This is a genomic window from Ascidiimonas meishanensis (assembly GCF_037782385.1).
Lineage (GTDB): Bacteria > Bacteroidota > Bacteroidia > Flavobacteriales > Flavobacteriaceae > Ascidiimonas > Ascidiimonas meishanensis.
Genome location: NZ_JBBEXD010000001.1, coordinates 452455 through 465689, shown reverse-complemented (window position 1 = coordinate 465689; position 13235 = coordinate 452455). Strand labels below are relative to the sequence as shown.

Genomic DNA, 13235 nt, shown 5'->3' with positions numbered 1-13235 from the left:
ACATTTTATATTCATGCAAGTAATCAAAGAAGTTATACCCGAAAAATTTGAAATTAATAATGTCTTACACCAAGATACTTATCTTGTAAAAGGAGAGTTAAAAACCTGGAAAGGGAAGACTACAGAAGTTTATTCTTCTATTTCTTCAACCGAAGAGTACAAACCAACCTTACTTGGAACCATACCCTTCATGGGAGAGGCAGAAGCAAAAGAGGCAGTAGATTCAGCGAGGCATGCATACAATCAAGGACAAGGACTTTGGCCTACCATGAAGGTAGCAGACCGAATTGAGTGTATGGAGAAGTTTGTAAATCAAATGGTTACCAAACGTGAAGAAGTGGTAAAGTTACTCATGTGGGAAATTGGTAAATCATTGCCAGATTCTGAAAAAGAGTTTGACCGAACTGTAGAATATATACACGATACTATTGAAGATTACAAACAGTTAGATCGTAACAATGCAAAATTCGCCAAAAGGGATGGTGTATATGCACATATAAGAAGAGGTCCTTTAGGTATTGTTTTATGCCTTGGCCCATATAATTATCCATTAAATGAAACATTTGCATTATTGATTCCTGCACTTATTATGGGTAATGCAGTGATTTTTAAACCTGCAAAACATGGAGTTCTATTACTATCCCCTTTATTGGAAGCTTTTCAGAATAGTTTTCCAAGAGGAGTAGTAAATATAATTTATGGTAGAGGTAGAGAAGTAGCAGCACCTATAATGCAATCAGGTTTTATTGATGTATTAGCTCTTATAGGTAATAGCAAGTCTGCAATTGCTTTGCAGGATCAACATCCAAATAAAAATAGGCTAAGACTCGTTTTAGGATTAGAAGCTAAAAATCCAGCTATTGTCTTGCCAGATGCCGATCTAGATTTGGCAATTGATGAATGTATTTCTGGTACACTTAGCTTTAATGGGCAACGTTGTACAGCGTTAAAGATCTTATATGTCCATGAAGAAGTACAGGAAGAGTTTAATAAACGATTCGCAAAAAGAGTAGATGCACTTAAATTTGGAAATCCATGGGATGAAGGTGTAAAGCTGACACCTCTTCCAGAGCCTGGCAAACCAGACTATATTCAAGAACTTATTGATGATGCAGTAGCTAAAGGAGCTAAGATTATCAATAAAAAAGGAGGTCAACGCACAGATAATTTTATTTATCCAGCCGTGTTATATCCAGTAACAAAAGATATGCGTGTCTATGAAGAAGAACAATTTGGCCCCGTCATTCCTATTATTCCATTTTCAAACATTCAAGAGCCTTTAGATGATATGGCCGACTCTAATTACGGACAACAAGTAAGTTTGTTTGGAAAAGATGTTTATACGCTTTCTCCGCTTATAGATACGTTGGTAAATTTAGTATGTAGAGTAAATTTAAATAGCTCCTGCCAGAGGGGACCAGATGTTTATCCATTTACAGGAAGAAAAGATTCTGCGGTAGCCACTTTAAGTGTTCATGATGCCTTGAGGTCATTCTCTATCCGAACTTTTGTGGCATCAAAAGACAATCCATACAATAATGATATTTTAGAGAAATTGTTGAAGACTAAAGTATCAAACTTCATTAGTACAGATTATATTTTATAGCATTATAAATGGCCCCGATATTTTTATTGGGGCTTAATTTTCTATAGATTCTAAATTAGAAATAACTAGTTATTGTGTAATAGTTGGTAATTACAAGGTTGGTTCAGAACTATGCAAAAGCTACTCTAGGAAGCTTTCCAATTCAATAATCACTTTTTAATCCTAATTTTTTGAAAAGAAATTTATCAGCATTTTTTTATTCAAGTACTTCCAAATAAAAATATAAAAATAAAAGCCCGACATAACCATCAATGTCGGGCTTTCTACTAAAAAACCAATCAATTAAATAATGGTTGACTGACCAAAATTGATGTTCTCTTGGTTGAGCCTCAATTCATCGTCAGCGTTGAGAATATAATTAGCAATAAAATCTCCAACTTTAATAGTTCCATAACTACTTTCAGCATCTATATCTGGGGTAACTACATTGTGTTCTAAAGACTTTTCTACAGCCTTATTTACAAGTAAAGCCTCTTCCAGTAGACCAAGATGTTCTAGGAGCATAGCCGCAGAAAGAATACTGGCAATAGGATTGGCAATATCTTTTCCTTTAGCTTGTGGATAAGAACCGTGAATAGGTTCAAATAGGGCGTTTTCTAAACCCACAGAGGCAGAGGCGAGTAAACCTATAGAACCCCCAATTACACTACCTTCGTCTGATATGATGTCTCCAAACATATTTTCTGTCAAGATCACATCAAACTGGCTAGGATTTAAAATCATTTGCATAGCTGCATTATCTACAAACAGAAAATCTAAAGCAACGTCTTCATAACTTTTTCCAATCGTAGTAACAACTCTCCGCCAGAGTCTTGAAGTTTCTAATACATTGGCTTTATCTACCAATGTGAGTTTGTTTCTTCGTTTTCTAGCCGCTTTAAATGCGAGATGCGCTATTCGTTCTATTTCTTTTTCTGAGTATTCACAAAGATCGGACGCAACGGTTCCGTCTTCGCTTAATTTTTTTTCACCAAAATAAATTCCACCGGTTAACTCTCTGTATATCGTAAAGTCTGTACCTTCTAAAATTTCCTTTTTTAAAGGAGACTTTTCAACTAAAGTAGGGTAGGCCTTCACAGGACGTATGTTGGTAAATAAACCTAAAGATTTGCGTAATCTCAATAACCCTTGTTCTGGTCTTACTTTAGCAGAAGGATCGTTGTCATATTTAGGATCTCCAATAGCTCCAAATAAAACAGCATCGCTTGCTTCACAAATATCAAGCGTTTCTTCTGGTAGCGGATTTCCAGTTTTTTCTATAGCGATGGCACCCACCAGCGCAGGCTTATATTCAAAAGAATGCCCGAAATTTTCTCCGATTGCATTCAAAACTTTGACAGCCTGTGCGGTTACCTCTGGACCTATTCCATCTCCTGATAATACGGCAATTGTAAATTTCATTATAAAGTAGTTAGCTTTTTCATGTTTAATCTCTGTTTTGAGCTTCGTAAGCTTGTATTTTATCTTTACTATTTACTAAGTAATCAATGTCATCATACCCGTTAATCAGGCATATCTTCTTAAAAGGATCAATATCAAAACTTTCGGTAGAAGTAGAGTTATGAATAGAAATTGTTTGATTTTCTAAATCAATAACCAATTCTGTAGAAGGAGATTTTGTAACCGTAATTAAAGACGTCTTAAGAAATTCAGGGGAAACCTGAATTGGAAGGATTCCATTGTTTAATGCATTTCCTTTAAAAATATCCGCAAAGTAACTTGAAATTACTACTTTAAATCCGTAGCCCGCAAGTGCCCAAGCGGCGTGTTCTCTGCTGGATCCACATCCAAAATTATCTCCAGCGATAAGAATACTTCCTGAGTACGCCGAATTATTAAGTGGAAAGTCACTAACTTGCGAACCATCTTTATGGAAACGCCAGTCTCTAAAAAGATTATCTCCAAAGCCAAGTTTATCAGTAGCTTTTAAAAAACGGGCGGGAATTATTTGATCAGTATCTATATTCTCTATAGATATTGGAACAGCAGTTGAAATAAGTTTTGTAAATTTTTCCATATTAATTAAGCTGTTTGCTAATATCTATAAGTTTTCCTTCTACAGCAGTAGCAGCTGCTACTAGCGGACTTGCAAGAATAGTTCTTGCTCCTTGTCCTTGTCTCCCTTCAAAATTTCTGTTAGAGGTAGAAACACAATATTCTCCCGCTGGGATTTTATCTTCATTCATACCAAGGCAAGCAGAGCATCCGGGTTGTCTAATCTCAAAACCTGCGGATTCAAAAACTTTATGGAGTCCTTCCATTTGAATTTGTTTAGCTACTTGTTGCGATCCAGGTACAATAAGAGCATTCACATTTACTGCTTTTTGTTTCCCTTTAATATAATTGGCAACCACTCTGAAATCTTCAATTCTTGAATTTGTGCAACTTCCAATAAACACATAGTTTATAGTTTTATTAAGCAACAATTCTCCTTTTTCAAAACCCATATATTCAAGAGATTTCTCAAAAGATGCATCATTCAAAGAAGGGATAGGTTCATTTATTTTAATTCCCATACCAGGATTAGTTCCATACGTAACCATTGGGTAGATGTCTTCTGCCTTAAAAGTATGCTCTTTATCAAAAATAGCTCCTTCATCAGTCTTTAGGGTACTCCAATAAGCCTTTTTATTTTCAAAAGCTACATCTTTTGGAGCAAATTCTTTATTCTCTATATAATCATAAGTAGTTTGATCTGGAGCAATCATTCCACCTCTGGCTCCCATTTCAATACTCATATTACAAACAGTCATACGCCCTTCCATACTCATGTTTTCAAAAACATCTCCTGCATATTCCACAAAATAGCCAGTTCCAGAATTAGTGCCTAATTTGGCAATAATGTAAAGAATCACATCTTTTGGGAGGACACCTTTAGCGAGCTTTCCATTTACATTTACGCGCATTTTTTTAGGTTTACTCAATAGAAGACATTGGCTTGCAAATACTTGGGCTACTTGACTAGTTCCAATACCAAAAGCAATGGTACCAAAAGCCCCATGAGTAGAAGTGTGACTATCTCCGCATACCATAGTCATTCCAGGTTGTGTAATGCCTAGTTCAGGCGCAATTACGTGAACAATGCCTTGGTATTGATGTCCTAATCCATAGAGTGTAATACCGTGTTTTTCACAATTTTCAGTAAGTTGTTGCACCTGTTTTCTTGAAAGCAGATCTTTGATGGGTAAATGCTGATCCTTGGTAGGAACATTATGATCTGCCGTCGCCACTATTTGATCAGGTCGAAAAACCGAGATTTTCCGCATTTCCAATTCATCAAAAGCTTGTGGGCTAGTTACTTCATGAATTAAGTGTTTGTCAATATACAAAATTTGAGGACCATTTTCAACAGTGTCTACCACATGAGCATCCCATACTTTATCAAAAAGAGTTTTTTTCATAGTTAAGCAACACTTATTTTAGAAATATCAGAAGCGGCAATGATATCATGAATATCACGATCTTCAATTTGTTTTTTACGGTCTGCAAATTTTAAAAATTGATCATAAACTACATCCAATTGGAGTTTCGTCAGGTCATACCCTACATTTTTAGCTCTGTATGCAAGTGCTGCACGACCACTTCTAGCGGTTAGAACGATAGCTGATTCTGTAACACCAACATCTGCGGGATCTATAATTTCATAGGTTTCACGATTTTTAATTACGCCATCTTGGTGAATTCCAGAACTATGTGCAAAAGCATTAGCACCTACAATAGCTTTATTAGGCTGTACAGGCATACACATACTGTTGGAGACCATTTGACTCGTGTCATACAATAGATTTGAAATAATACCAGTATCAAGATTTAAGTTTGGGTGCTGCTTTAAAATCATTACAACCTCTTCTAATGAAGTATTACCAGCTCTTTCACCTATACCATTAATAGTACATTCTATTTGCCTTGCTCCATTTACAACACCTGCAATTGAGTTAGCGGTGGCAAGTCCAAGATCATTATGACAATGGCATGACAAAATAGCCTTTTCAATACCAATTACATTTTCGGTAAGGTATTTCATTTTGGCACCGTATTCTTCTGGAAGACAATAGCCAGTTGTATCGGGTATATTTAAAACGGTAGCCCCAGCAGCGATAACTGCACTACAAATTTCAGCTAAAAAAACGTTATCCGTTCTTCCTGCATCTTCTGCATAGAACTCCACATCATCAACAAATGTTTTAGCATACGCAACAGCTTCCACAGCTCTTTCAAGAATTTCTTCTCTTGTGCTGTTAAATTTATACTTTATATGAGAATCAGAAGTTCCAATTCCGGTGTGAATTCTTGGTTTTCTAGCAAAGCGAAGTGCTTCCGCAGCTACTTCAATATCTTTCTTCACAGCTCTTGTAAGCCCACATACAGTTGCGTTCTTTACAATCTTAGAAATTTCATTGACAGAATGAAAATCACCAGGAGATGAGATCGGAAATCCTGCTTCGATGACATCAACACCCAATTCATCGAGTCGCTGTGCAATAATCAATTTCTGTTCCGTATTTAGTTTACACCCCGGTACTTGCTCGCCATCTCTTAATGTTGTATCAAAGATTTGAACCTTATCTTTTTTCATAACTTAATCGATAAATTTCTTTATAACTTTACGAATTTATATTTTGTAGCGTGATATGCATGCCGCTATTTGATAGTAGTTACAACGTTTAATCATTTTTTTTAGAGTTTAAGATTCTGACAATCAGTCTTTTAAATATATTTTTTTACAATGACAAATACAACAAAAGATCCATTATTCATTTTAGTTAAATCACTTTCTAAATCTGAAAAAAGACAGTTTAAGCTGTATGTAGGTAGACTGGGAGTGAATACTGACGCAAAATTCTTAGCTTTATTTAATCAAATGGATAAAATGGATGATTATTCTGAAGAAGTGATTTTGAAGAATGGTATCGTCAAAAAACAACAGTTGTCTAACCTTAAAGCACACCTCTACAAACAAATTTTGGTTAGTTTACGTTTAAATCCAGTACATCAGAATATGCGTATTCAAATAAGGGAGCAAATGGATTTTGCTACTATTTTATACCATAAAGGTTTGTATAAACAAAGCCTCAAAATATTAGATAAGGCCAAGGGATTAGCTATTGACAATGAAGAGAAAACAGCCGCTTATGAAATTGTTGAACTGGAAAAATTAATTGAAACACAATACATTACAAGAAGCATTGCAGGTAGAGCAGATGAACTATCTAGACAGGCAGAGGAGTTTAGCTCACTTAATTTAATTACAAGTAATCTTTCAAACTTATCCTTACAATTATATGGTATAATGTTAAAAACTGGTTATGTGAGAAATGATCAGGAGTTAAAAGAAATTAAAGAATTCTTCTATTCCCGACTACCTGAAGTAAGTATGGAAAAAATGGGATTTAGGGAAAAATTCTGGTTATACAATGTCTATCTTTGGTATAGTTTTCTTACCCAAGATTTTCTTAGTTGTTTTAAATTTTCAAGTAAATGGATTGCCCTTTTTTATGAGCATCCACAAATGATCTACCTTAATCCTGTATTCTATTTGAAAGGAAATCATTATTTGTTAGAATCCTTGTTCTTCATCAAGTATAAAACGCAAATGAAGATAGTTCTTAGCAAATTGGAAAAAACAATTACAGACAACAGATTTCCTAAAAATGATAATGTTATTTCATTAGCCTTCCTTTATATACATCTTAATAAGTTAAACCTTTTATTTCTAGAAGGAGATTTTAAAAAGGGGTTAACCCTTGTAGATGAGATTCTTCATGGGTTAAAAAAGCACAAAGACCGCATTGATGAACATCATGTAATGGTTTTTTACTATAAAATAGCGTGTTTATATTTTGGTGAGGGCGATAATAGAACATGTATAAAATACCTTAAACGAATCATTGAAAATAAGAATCTTACAATGAGAGAAGATTTAATGTGTTTTTCAAGAGTACTAAGTCTCGTTGCACATTACGAGGCGGGAATGGATTATCATTTAGAGGTACAATTAAAAAGTACCTATAAGTTTTTATTGAAAATGAATGATTTACAGGCGGTTCAGCATGAAATGATACGTTTTCTAAGAAACCTTGGAGACATCTATCCTCATGAATTAAAAGATGCATTTAAACAATTACATGCGCGTCTGCTAGTATATGAAGAACATCCATACGAGAAAAGAGCTTTTTTATATTTAGATATTATTTCTTGGTTGGAAAGTAAAATAGAGAATAGACCCATTGGTGATATCATAAAAGAAAAATCACAAAAACTTATTCGTTAAATGCAGGTCTCACCCTATGTCCGGCATTTGGTATTGTTAAATCTTTCAATGCTTTTCATAAGTACTTCAGGGGTCTTAGGGAGGTATATAGCCCTACCGCCTCCTTTAACTATTTTTTGTAGGGCATTGTTGGCTTTATTTTTTCTGTTCTTCTATTGTTATTTCACAAAAATAAATCTCTTCCAGCGACTGGGAAAAGATACAAAAACAATATTTTTTAGTGGCATTTTTATGGGTGTACATTGGATAACGTATTTCTATGCTCTAAAATTTTCAAATGTTGCTATAGGGATGCTATCAATTTTCACATATCCCGTAATCACCATTTTCTTGGAACCTATTTTGTTGAAGACAACATTTCAAAAAAATCAGCTTTTCTTAGCAATTTTAGTGGTGGTAGGAATTTTTTTCTTGGTTCCAGAATTCAGTTTTGACAATAGATATACGCTGGCAGTCTTTCTAGGAGTAATCTCGGCATTCTTTTACGCACTGCGCAATATTTTAGTAAAAAAACAGATAGGGAAATATCAGGCAACAGCACTCATGTGGTATCAACTATTAATTATTGTTTTAATGCTAATTCCAACATTGTTTTTGTTTCCACTAGATGGAATTGCAGATCAATTACCTGCCTTGGCCATTTTGGCATTGCTTACCACCGCTGTAGGTCACAGTCTCTACGTAATGAGTTTTCGTTATTTTTCGGTAAGTACAGCTAGTATTATGGGAAGTCTTCAACCTTTATATGGAATCATTTTAGGATTCGTTTTTTTAAGGGAATATCCCACTCCATCAACTATAATAGGAGGCATCCTTATTCTCACTTCTGTGGTATTGGAAGGGGTTAGATCTTATAAGTGAATTTAATTCATAAAGTAAGACCATAAAGAGGAATTAGGAGGAGGAGCAATTATTTCTACAGTTTTATGTTGTACTGGATGTATAAAAGATAAACTTCTGGCATGCAAATCAATACCTGCATTAGGATTACTTCTGTCAAAACCATATTTCAAATCTCCTTTAATAGGGCATCCAATTTTTGCTAATTGAGCTCTAATTTGATGGTGTCTACCAGTGTAAAGATGAACACTCAATAAAAAATAGCGGTCTGATTGCGCAATGACTTCATACTCAAGAATGGCTTTTTTAGTATTGGTAGTTTCATTCTCAAAAGCCGTAGACATATTCTTTTTAGGATTTCTCCTTAACCAATGGGTAAGTTGGTCATTTGTTTTTGGGGGAGCATTTTTTACGATTGCCCAATATGTTTTTTGCGTTTTTCGTTCTTTAAATAAAGAATTCATTCTGGACAAAGCCTTAGAAGTTCTTGCAAAAATTATAATTCCTGATGTGGGTCTGTCAAGTCTATGCACGACACCTAAATATACATTGCCTGGTTTGGCATATTTATCTTTAAGATACTCTTTAACAATCTCACTTAAGGGTTTATCTCCCGTTTGATCTCCTTGCACAATATCACCACATCTTTTATTGATGGCAATGATATGATTGTCTTCGTAAAGTACTTGAAGATTTGATTTGTTTGAATGAATTCCAGACATTTTTTTGATGATCACTACTTAGTACTGCTCTTCTTCATTGGGAAAGTCTAGCGTTTTTACATCATCCACATATTGAGTAATTGCTTGGCTCATTTCTTCATAAAGATTCATATACCTTCTTAAAAAGCGAGGATTAAATTCATGAGTAATACCCAATAGATCATGAATTACGAGTACTTGACCATCTGCTTGGTTACCTGCACCAATACCAATGGTTGGAATGGTAAGTTTTTCTGATACCTTTTTGGTAAGAGCAGCTGGAATCTTTTCTAATACAATGGCAAAACACCCCATTTTTTCTAGCATTAAAGCATCTTCTATAAGTTTATCTGCTTCCTCTTTTTCCTTGGCACGTACCGTATATGTTCCAAATTTATATATAGATTGAGGAGTTAAACCTAAGTGCCCCATGACAGGAATGCCGGCATTTAAAATACGTTTTACAGACTCTTTTATTTCCTTTCCTCCTTCTAGTTTTACAGAGTGAGCACCACTTTCTTTCATAATTCTTATGGCAGATCTCAATGCTTCTTTAGGGTCAGACTGATAACTTCCAAACGGAATGTCTACTACTACTAAGGCTCTTTCTATTGCTCTTATTACCGAAGAAGCATGATAAATCATTTGATCTAAGGTAATAGGAAGGGTGGTTTCATGTCCAGCCATTACATTACTTGCTGAATCACCTACAAGAATAACATCTACTCCGGCCCCATCTACTATCTTGGCCATAGAATAATCATAGGCTGTGAGCATTGAAATTTTTTCACCTAGACGTTTCATCTCGGTAAGAGATTTTACAGTGATTCGTTTGTATTGTTTTTTTGCAACAGACATAATCTTAAAAGAATTTGATGTAAAAGTAGTAAATTACCATTGCAAATCAATTTACGATCTATGAAATTCAAAGTTACATTTGTACTTGTGATACTTCTATCTTTTCATTCGGTAGCCCAAGAGACCTCTAGCAAGATTATTAAACAAACCATAGAAGATTTTTTTAAAGGATTCCATGCAAGAGATTCGGTAGTTATTAAAAGAACATTGGGGGAAAATTTTACCCTTCAAACAATCCGAAAAGATACTATGGGGAGTGCGTCATTAAAGACAACCTCTTCCAGTATGTTTTTTCAAAATATTGCTGGTATTCCTTCGGAAGTAGATTTTGAAGAAAAGCTTTTATCCTTTACTATTGATTCTGATGGATTAATGGCACATGTATGGACCCCCTATGAGTTTTGGTTTGGTGGAAAGTTCAGCCATTGTGGAGTGAATTCATTTCATTTAATGAACACTAATTCTGGATGGCGCATTATATCAATCTTAGATACCAGATATGTAAAAGGTTGTAAGTAGTTTAAGGCGAATATAGTTGGCACGTATTTATCCAGTGTTGATTTAAATAGCTGTTTTCTGGAACCTTCTTTGTTAAAAAAGACAGGCAGGCTTGCTTTTAAGGTTGTGATGTATTTTAAATCCAATATCAATACCAAATATAACATGGAATAGTAGTGTTTTAAGAACCAAGTGTTTCACTGACTATGACAGCTTGTCATATTTTAATACCATGGCACAATACTTGACTTATCCATTATGATTTAAAAAGAATTTTCAACTCAACAAAAACATAAATATGGGTAAGATTATTGGAATTGACTTAGGAACTACCAATTCATGTGTTTCCGTTATGGAAGGTAATGAACCTGTGGTAATTCCTAATGCAGAAGGCAAAAGAACCACACCTTCGGTTATTGCTTTTGTGGAAGATGGTGAAATTAAGGTAGGAGATCCTGCAAAACGTCAGGCGGTTACAAACCCTCACAAAACTATTTATTCTATAAAACGTTTTATGGGGAATAAGTATTCTGAGTCTCAGAAAGAAGCAGAAAGAGTACCTTATAATGTGAAAAAGGGTGATAATGACACACCGCGTGTTGATATTGATGGGCGCTTGTATACACCTCAGGAATTATCAGCAATGATTCTTCAAAAAATGAAGAAAACTGCTGAGGATTATCTCGGACAGGATATAACTGAAGCAGTTATTACAGTACCTGCATATTTTAACGATTCACAACGTCAGGCAACTAAAGAAGCCGGAGAGATTGCAGGATTAAAGGTTCAACGTATTATTAATGAGCCTACAGCTGCAGCATTAGCGTATGGTTTAGATAAAAAAGACACCGATCAAAAAATTGTTGTATTTGACTTTGGAGGAGGTACTCACGATGTTTCTATTCTTGAATTAGGAGACGGTGTTTTTGAAGTACTATCTACAGATGGAGATACGCATTTAGGTGGTGATGATGTAGATCAGAAAATCATTAATTGGTTGGCTGATGAATTCAAGAAAGAAGAAAATATTGATCTTAGAAAAGATGCTATGGCGCTTCAAAGATTGAAAGAAGCTGCTGAAAAAGCTAAAATTGAATTGTCTTCTTCATCACAAACAGAAATTAATTTACCATATATTACGGCTACCGATACGGGTCCTAAGCATTTGGTAAGATCATTATCTAGGTCAAAATTTGAACAATTAATAGACGATTTAGTAAAAAGAACGATTGCACCTTGTTCAAATGCACTTAAAAATGCTAATTTATCAGCAAGTGATATAGATGAAATAATTTTGGTAGGTGGTTCTACAAGAATTCCTGCTGTTCAGGAAGCTGTTGAGAAGTTTTTTGGTAAAAAACCATCTAAAGGAGTAAATCCAGATGAAGTAGTAGCGGTTGGTGCTGCTATTCAAGGAGGTGTACTTACTGGAGATGTGAAAGATGTATTGCTTTTAGATGTTACACCACTTTCATTAGGTATTGAAACTATGGGAGGTGTGCTTACAAAGTTGATTGATGCGAATACAACGATCCCTACTAAAAAATCTCAGGTATTTTCAACTGCAGCAGATAATCAACCTTCTGTAGAAATACATGTATTGCAAGGAGAAAGACCTATGGCGGCAGATAATAAAACCATAGGAAGATTTCACTTAGATGGGATTCCGCCTGCACCAAGAGGAACGCCTCAGGTAGAAGTAACTTTTGATATTGATGCAAACGGAATAATTAAAGTTACAGCAGCAGATAAGGCTACGGGTAAATCTCAAGACATTAGAATAGAAGCTTCTTCTGGCTTAACCCAAGAAGAAATTGAAAAAATGCGTAGAGAAGCTGAAGCAAATGCCGATGCTGATAAAGCTGCAAAAGAGCGTGTTGATAAATTGAATGAAGCAGATGGAATGATTTTCCAGACTGAAAAACAACTAAGTGAATTTGGTGATAAGTTATCAGAAGGAAATAAGACCGCTATCGAATCAGCTTTAGAAGAATTGAAAAAGGCGTATGAAACAAAAGATATAGCTGTTGTTCAACCTGCTTTAGATAAGATTAATGAAGTTTGGAAAGGAGCTTCTGAAGAAATGTATAAAGCTCAGGCGGAAGGCGCAAAACAAGAGGCAGCACCTGATGGAAGCACCGGAACAGATACCCCAGATGCAGAAGCTAAAGAGGGGGATGATGTACAGGACGTAGATTTTGAAGAAGTAAAGTAAACTAAAATTTATAAAGTAAGTTAAACGCGGACGTAAAAGTCCGCGTTTTTTAGTTTCTAACCCAAGTTAGCGAGCATTTGTACATTCATTGTTAATATTAATAACACACGAGTATCATCGTTAGTTCTACTTTTAGAATGCTAACCACGTTTTTTAATAAATTCTTTTTTCTTAATAACATTGTTCCCCGGGAGGACAAATAGAATCCGAATTACCTAAACATCCATTTCTAGTATTAGGAGGACA

General features: G+C 35.0%; 11 protein-coding genes. 5 read left to right on the top strand and 6 right to left on the bottom strand.

Annotated features, from left to right (window positions below):
• The first annotated feature begins 13 nt into the window (after window positions 1-13).
• Window positions 14-1606, top strand: a complete 1593-nt coding sequence (locus tag WBG07_RS01920) for an NADP-dependent glyceraldehyde-3-phosphate dehydrogenase (RefSeq protein WP_340198794.1) — start codon at window positions 14-16, stop codon at window positions 1604-1606.
• A 282-nt stretch (window positions 1607-1888) separates the two neighbouring features.
• Here WBG07_RS01920 and leuB read toward each other — a convergent pair whose 3' ends face one another.
• The 4 genes from leuB to WBG07_RS01900 are packed head-to-tail and all read right to left on the bottom strand — an operon-like array spanning window position 1889 to window position 6182.
• Window positions 1889-3007, bottom strand: coding sequence for a 3-isopropylmalate dehydrogenase (gene leuB, locus WBG07_RS01915; protein WP_340198793.1), 1119 nt, complete (start codon window positions 3005-3007; stop codon window positions 1889-1891).
• Window positions 3008-3032: 25 nt separating this feature from the next.
• Window positions 3033-3623, bottom strand: a complete 591-nt coding sequence (gene leuD / locus WBG07_RS01910) for a 3-isopropylmalate dehydratase small subunit (protein ID WP_340198792.1) — start codon at window positions 3621-3623, stop codon at window positions 3033-3035.
• Between the two features lies 1 nt (window position 3624).
• A complete protein-coding gene (leuC, locus tag WBG07_RS01905; RefSeq protein WP_340198791.1) occupies window positions 3625-5007 on the bottom strand; it encodes a 3-isopropylmalate dehydratase large subunit in 1383 nt (460 codons plus the stop codon).
• A gap of 2 nt (window positions 5008-5009) precedes the next feature.
• Window positions 5010-6182, bottom strand: a complete 1173-nt coding sequence (locus tag WBG07_RS01900) for a 2-isopropylmalate synthase (protein WP_340198790.1) — start codon at window positions 6180-6182, stop codon at window positions 5010-5012.
• A gap of 150 nt (window positions 6183-6332) precedes the next feature.
• Here WBG07_RS01900 and WBG07_RS01895 point away from each other — a divergent pair, with 150 nt between their 5' ends.
• Together WBG07_RS01895 and WBG07_RS01890 are read left to right on the top strand one after the other, a co-directional pair.
• On the top strand, window positions 6333-7877 hold the full coding sequence (locus tag WBG07_RS01895; protein WP_340198789.1) for a hypothetical protein: 1545 nt from the start codon (window positions 6333-6335) through the stop codon (window positions 7875-7877).
• Complete coding sequence (locus WBG07_RS01890; protein WP_340198788.1) at window positions 7878-8738, top strand: DMT family transporter; 861 nt, start codon at window positions 7878-7880, stop codon at window positions 8736-8738.
• A gap of 2 nt (window positions 8739-8740) precedes the next feature.
• Here the strand turns inward: WBG07_RS01890 and WBG07_RS01885 are convergent, their stop codons facing one another.
• Together WBG07_RS01885 and panB are read right to left on the bottom strand one after the other, a co-directional pair.
• Window positions 8741-9439, bottom strand: a complete 699-nt coding sequence (locus WBG07_RS01885; protein WP_340198787.1) for an RluA family pseudouridine synthase — start codon at window positions 9437-9439, stop codon at window positions 8741-8743.
• An 18-nt stretch (window positions 9440-9457) separates the two neighbouring features.
• Entirely contained in the window at window positions 9458-10276 is an 819-nt protein-coding gene (panB, locus tag WBG07_RS01880) for a 3-methyl-2-oxobutanoate hydroxymethyltransferase (RefSeq protein WP_340198786.1), read from the bottom strand.
• A 60-nt stretch (window positions 10277-10336) separates the two neighbouring features.
• Between panB and WBG07_RS01875 the strand changes: the two genes are divergently transcribed.
• Window positions 10337-10795 carry a nuclear transport factor 2 family protein gene (locus tag WBG07_RS01875; RefSeq protein ID WP_340198785.1) on the top strand — a complete coding sequence of 153 codons (459 nt, stop codon included), beginning with the start codon at window positions 10337-10339 and terminating at the stop codon, window positions 10793-10795.
• Between the two features lie 277 nt (window positions 10796-11072).
• The gene (gene dnaK, locus WBG07_RS01870; RefSeq protein ID WP_340198784.1) at window positions 11073-12989 is read left to right on the top strand and encodes a molecular chaperone DnaK; all 1917 of its coding nucleotides are present in this window, start codon (window positions 11073-11075) and stop codon (window positions 12987-12989) included.
• The last annotated feature ends 246 nt before the right edge of the window (window positions 12990-13235 follow it).

Excerpts from the sequence above, each read along its gene's own strand:
- WBG07_RS01890 (WP_340198788.1), top strand. The coding sequence starts at position 7,878 with ATGCAGGTCTCACCCTATGTCCGGCATTTGGTATTGTTAAATCTTTCA.
- dnaK (WP_340198784.1), top strand. The coding sequence starts at position 11,073 with ATGGGTAAGATTATTGGAATTGACTTAGGAACTACCAATTCATGTGTT.
- WBG07_RS01885 (WP_340198787.1), bottom strand. The coding sequence starts at position 9,439 with ATGTCTGGAATTCATTCAAACAAATCAAATCTTCAAGTACTTTACGAA.
- WBG07_RS01875 (WP_340198785.1), top strand. The coding sequence starts at position 10,337 with ATGAAATTCAAAGTTACATTTGTACTTGTGATACTTCTATCTTTTCAT.
- WBG07_RS01895 (WP_340198789.1), top strand. The coding sequence starts at position 6,333 with ATGACAAATACAACAAAAGATCCATTATTCATTTTAGTTAAATCACTT.
- leuD (WP_340198792.1), bottom strand. The coding sequence starts at position 3,623 with ATGGAAAAATTTACAAAACTTATTTCAACTGCTGTTCCAATATCTATA.
- WBG07_RS01920 (WP_340198794.1), top strand. The coding sequence starts at position 14 with ATGCAAGTAATCAAAGAAGTTATACCCGAAAAATTTGAAATTAATAAT.
- leuB (WP_340198793.1), bottom strand. The coding sequence starts at position 3,007 with ATGAAATTTACAATTGCCGTATTATCAGGAGATGGAATAGGTCCAGAG.
- leuC (WP_340198791.1), bottom strand. The coding sequence starts at position 5,007 with ATGAAAAAAACTCTTTTTGATAAAGTATGGGATGCTCATGTGGTAGAC.
- panB (WP_340198786.1), bottom strand. The coding sequence starts at position 10,276 with ATGTCTGTTGCAAAAAAACAATACAAACGAATCACTGTAAAATCTCTT.
- WBG07_RS01900 (WP_340198790.1), bottom strand. The coding sequence starts at position 6,182 with ATGAAAAAAGATAAGGTTCAAATCTTTGATACAACATTAAGAGATGGC.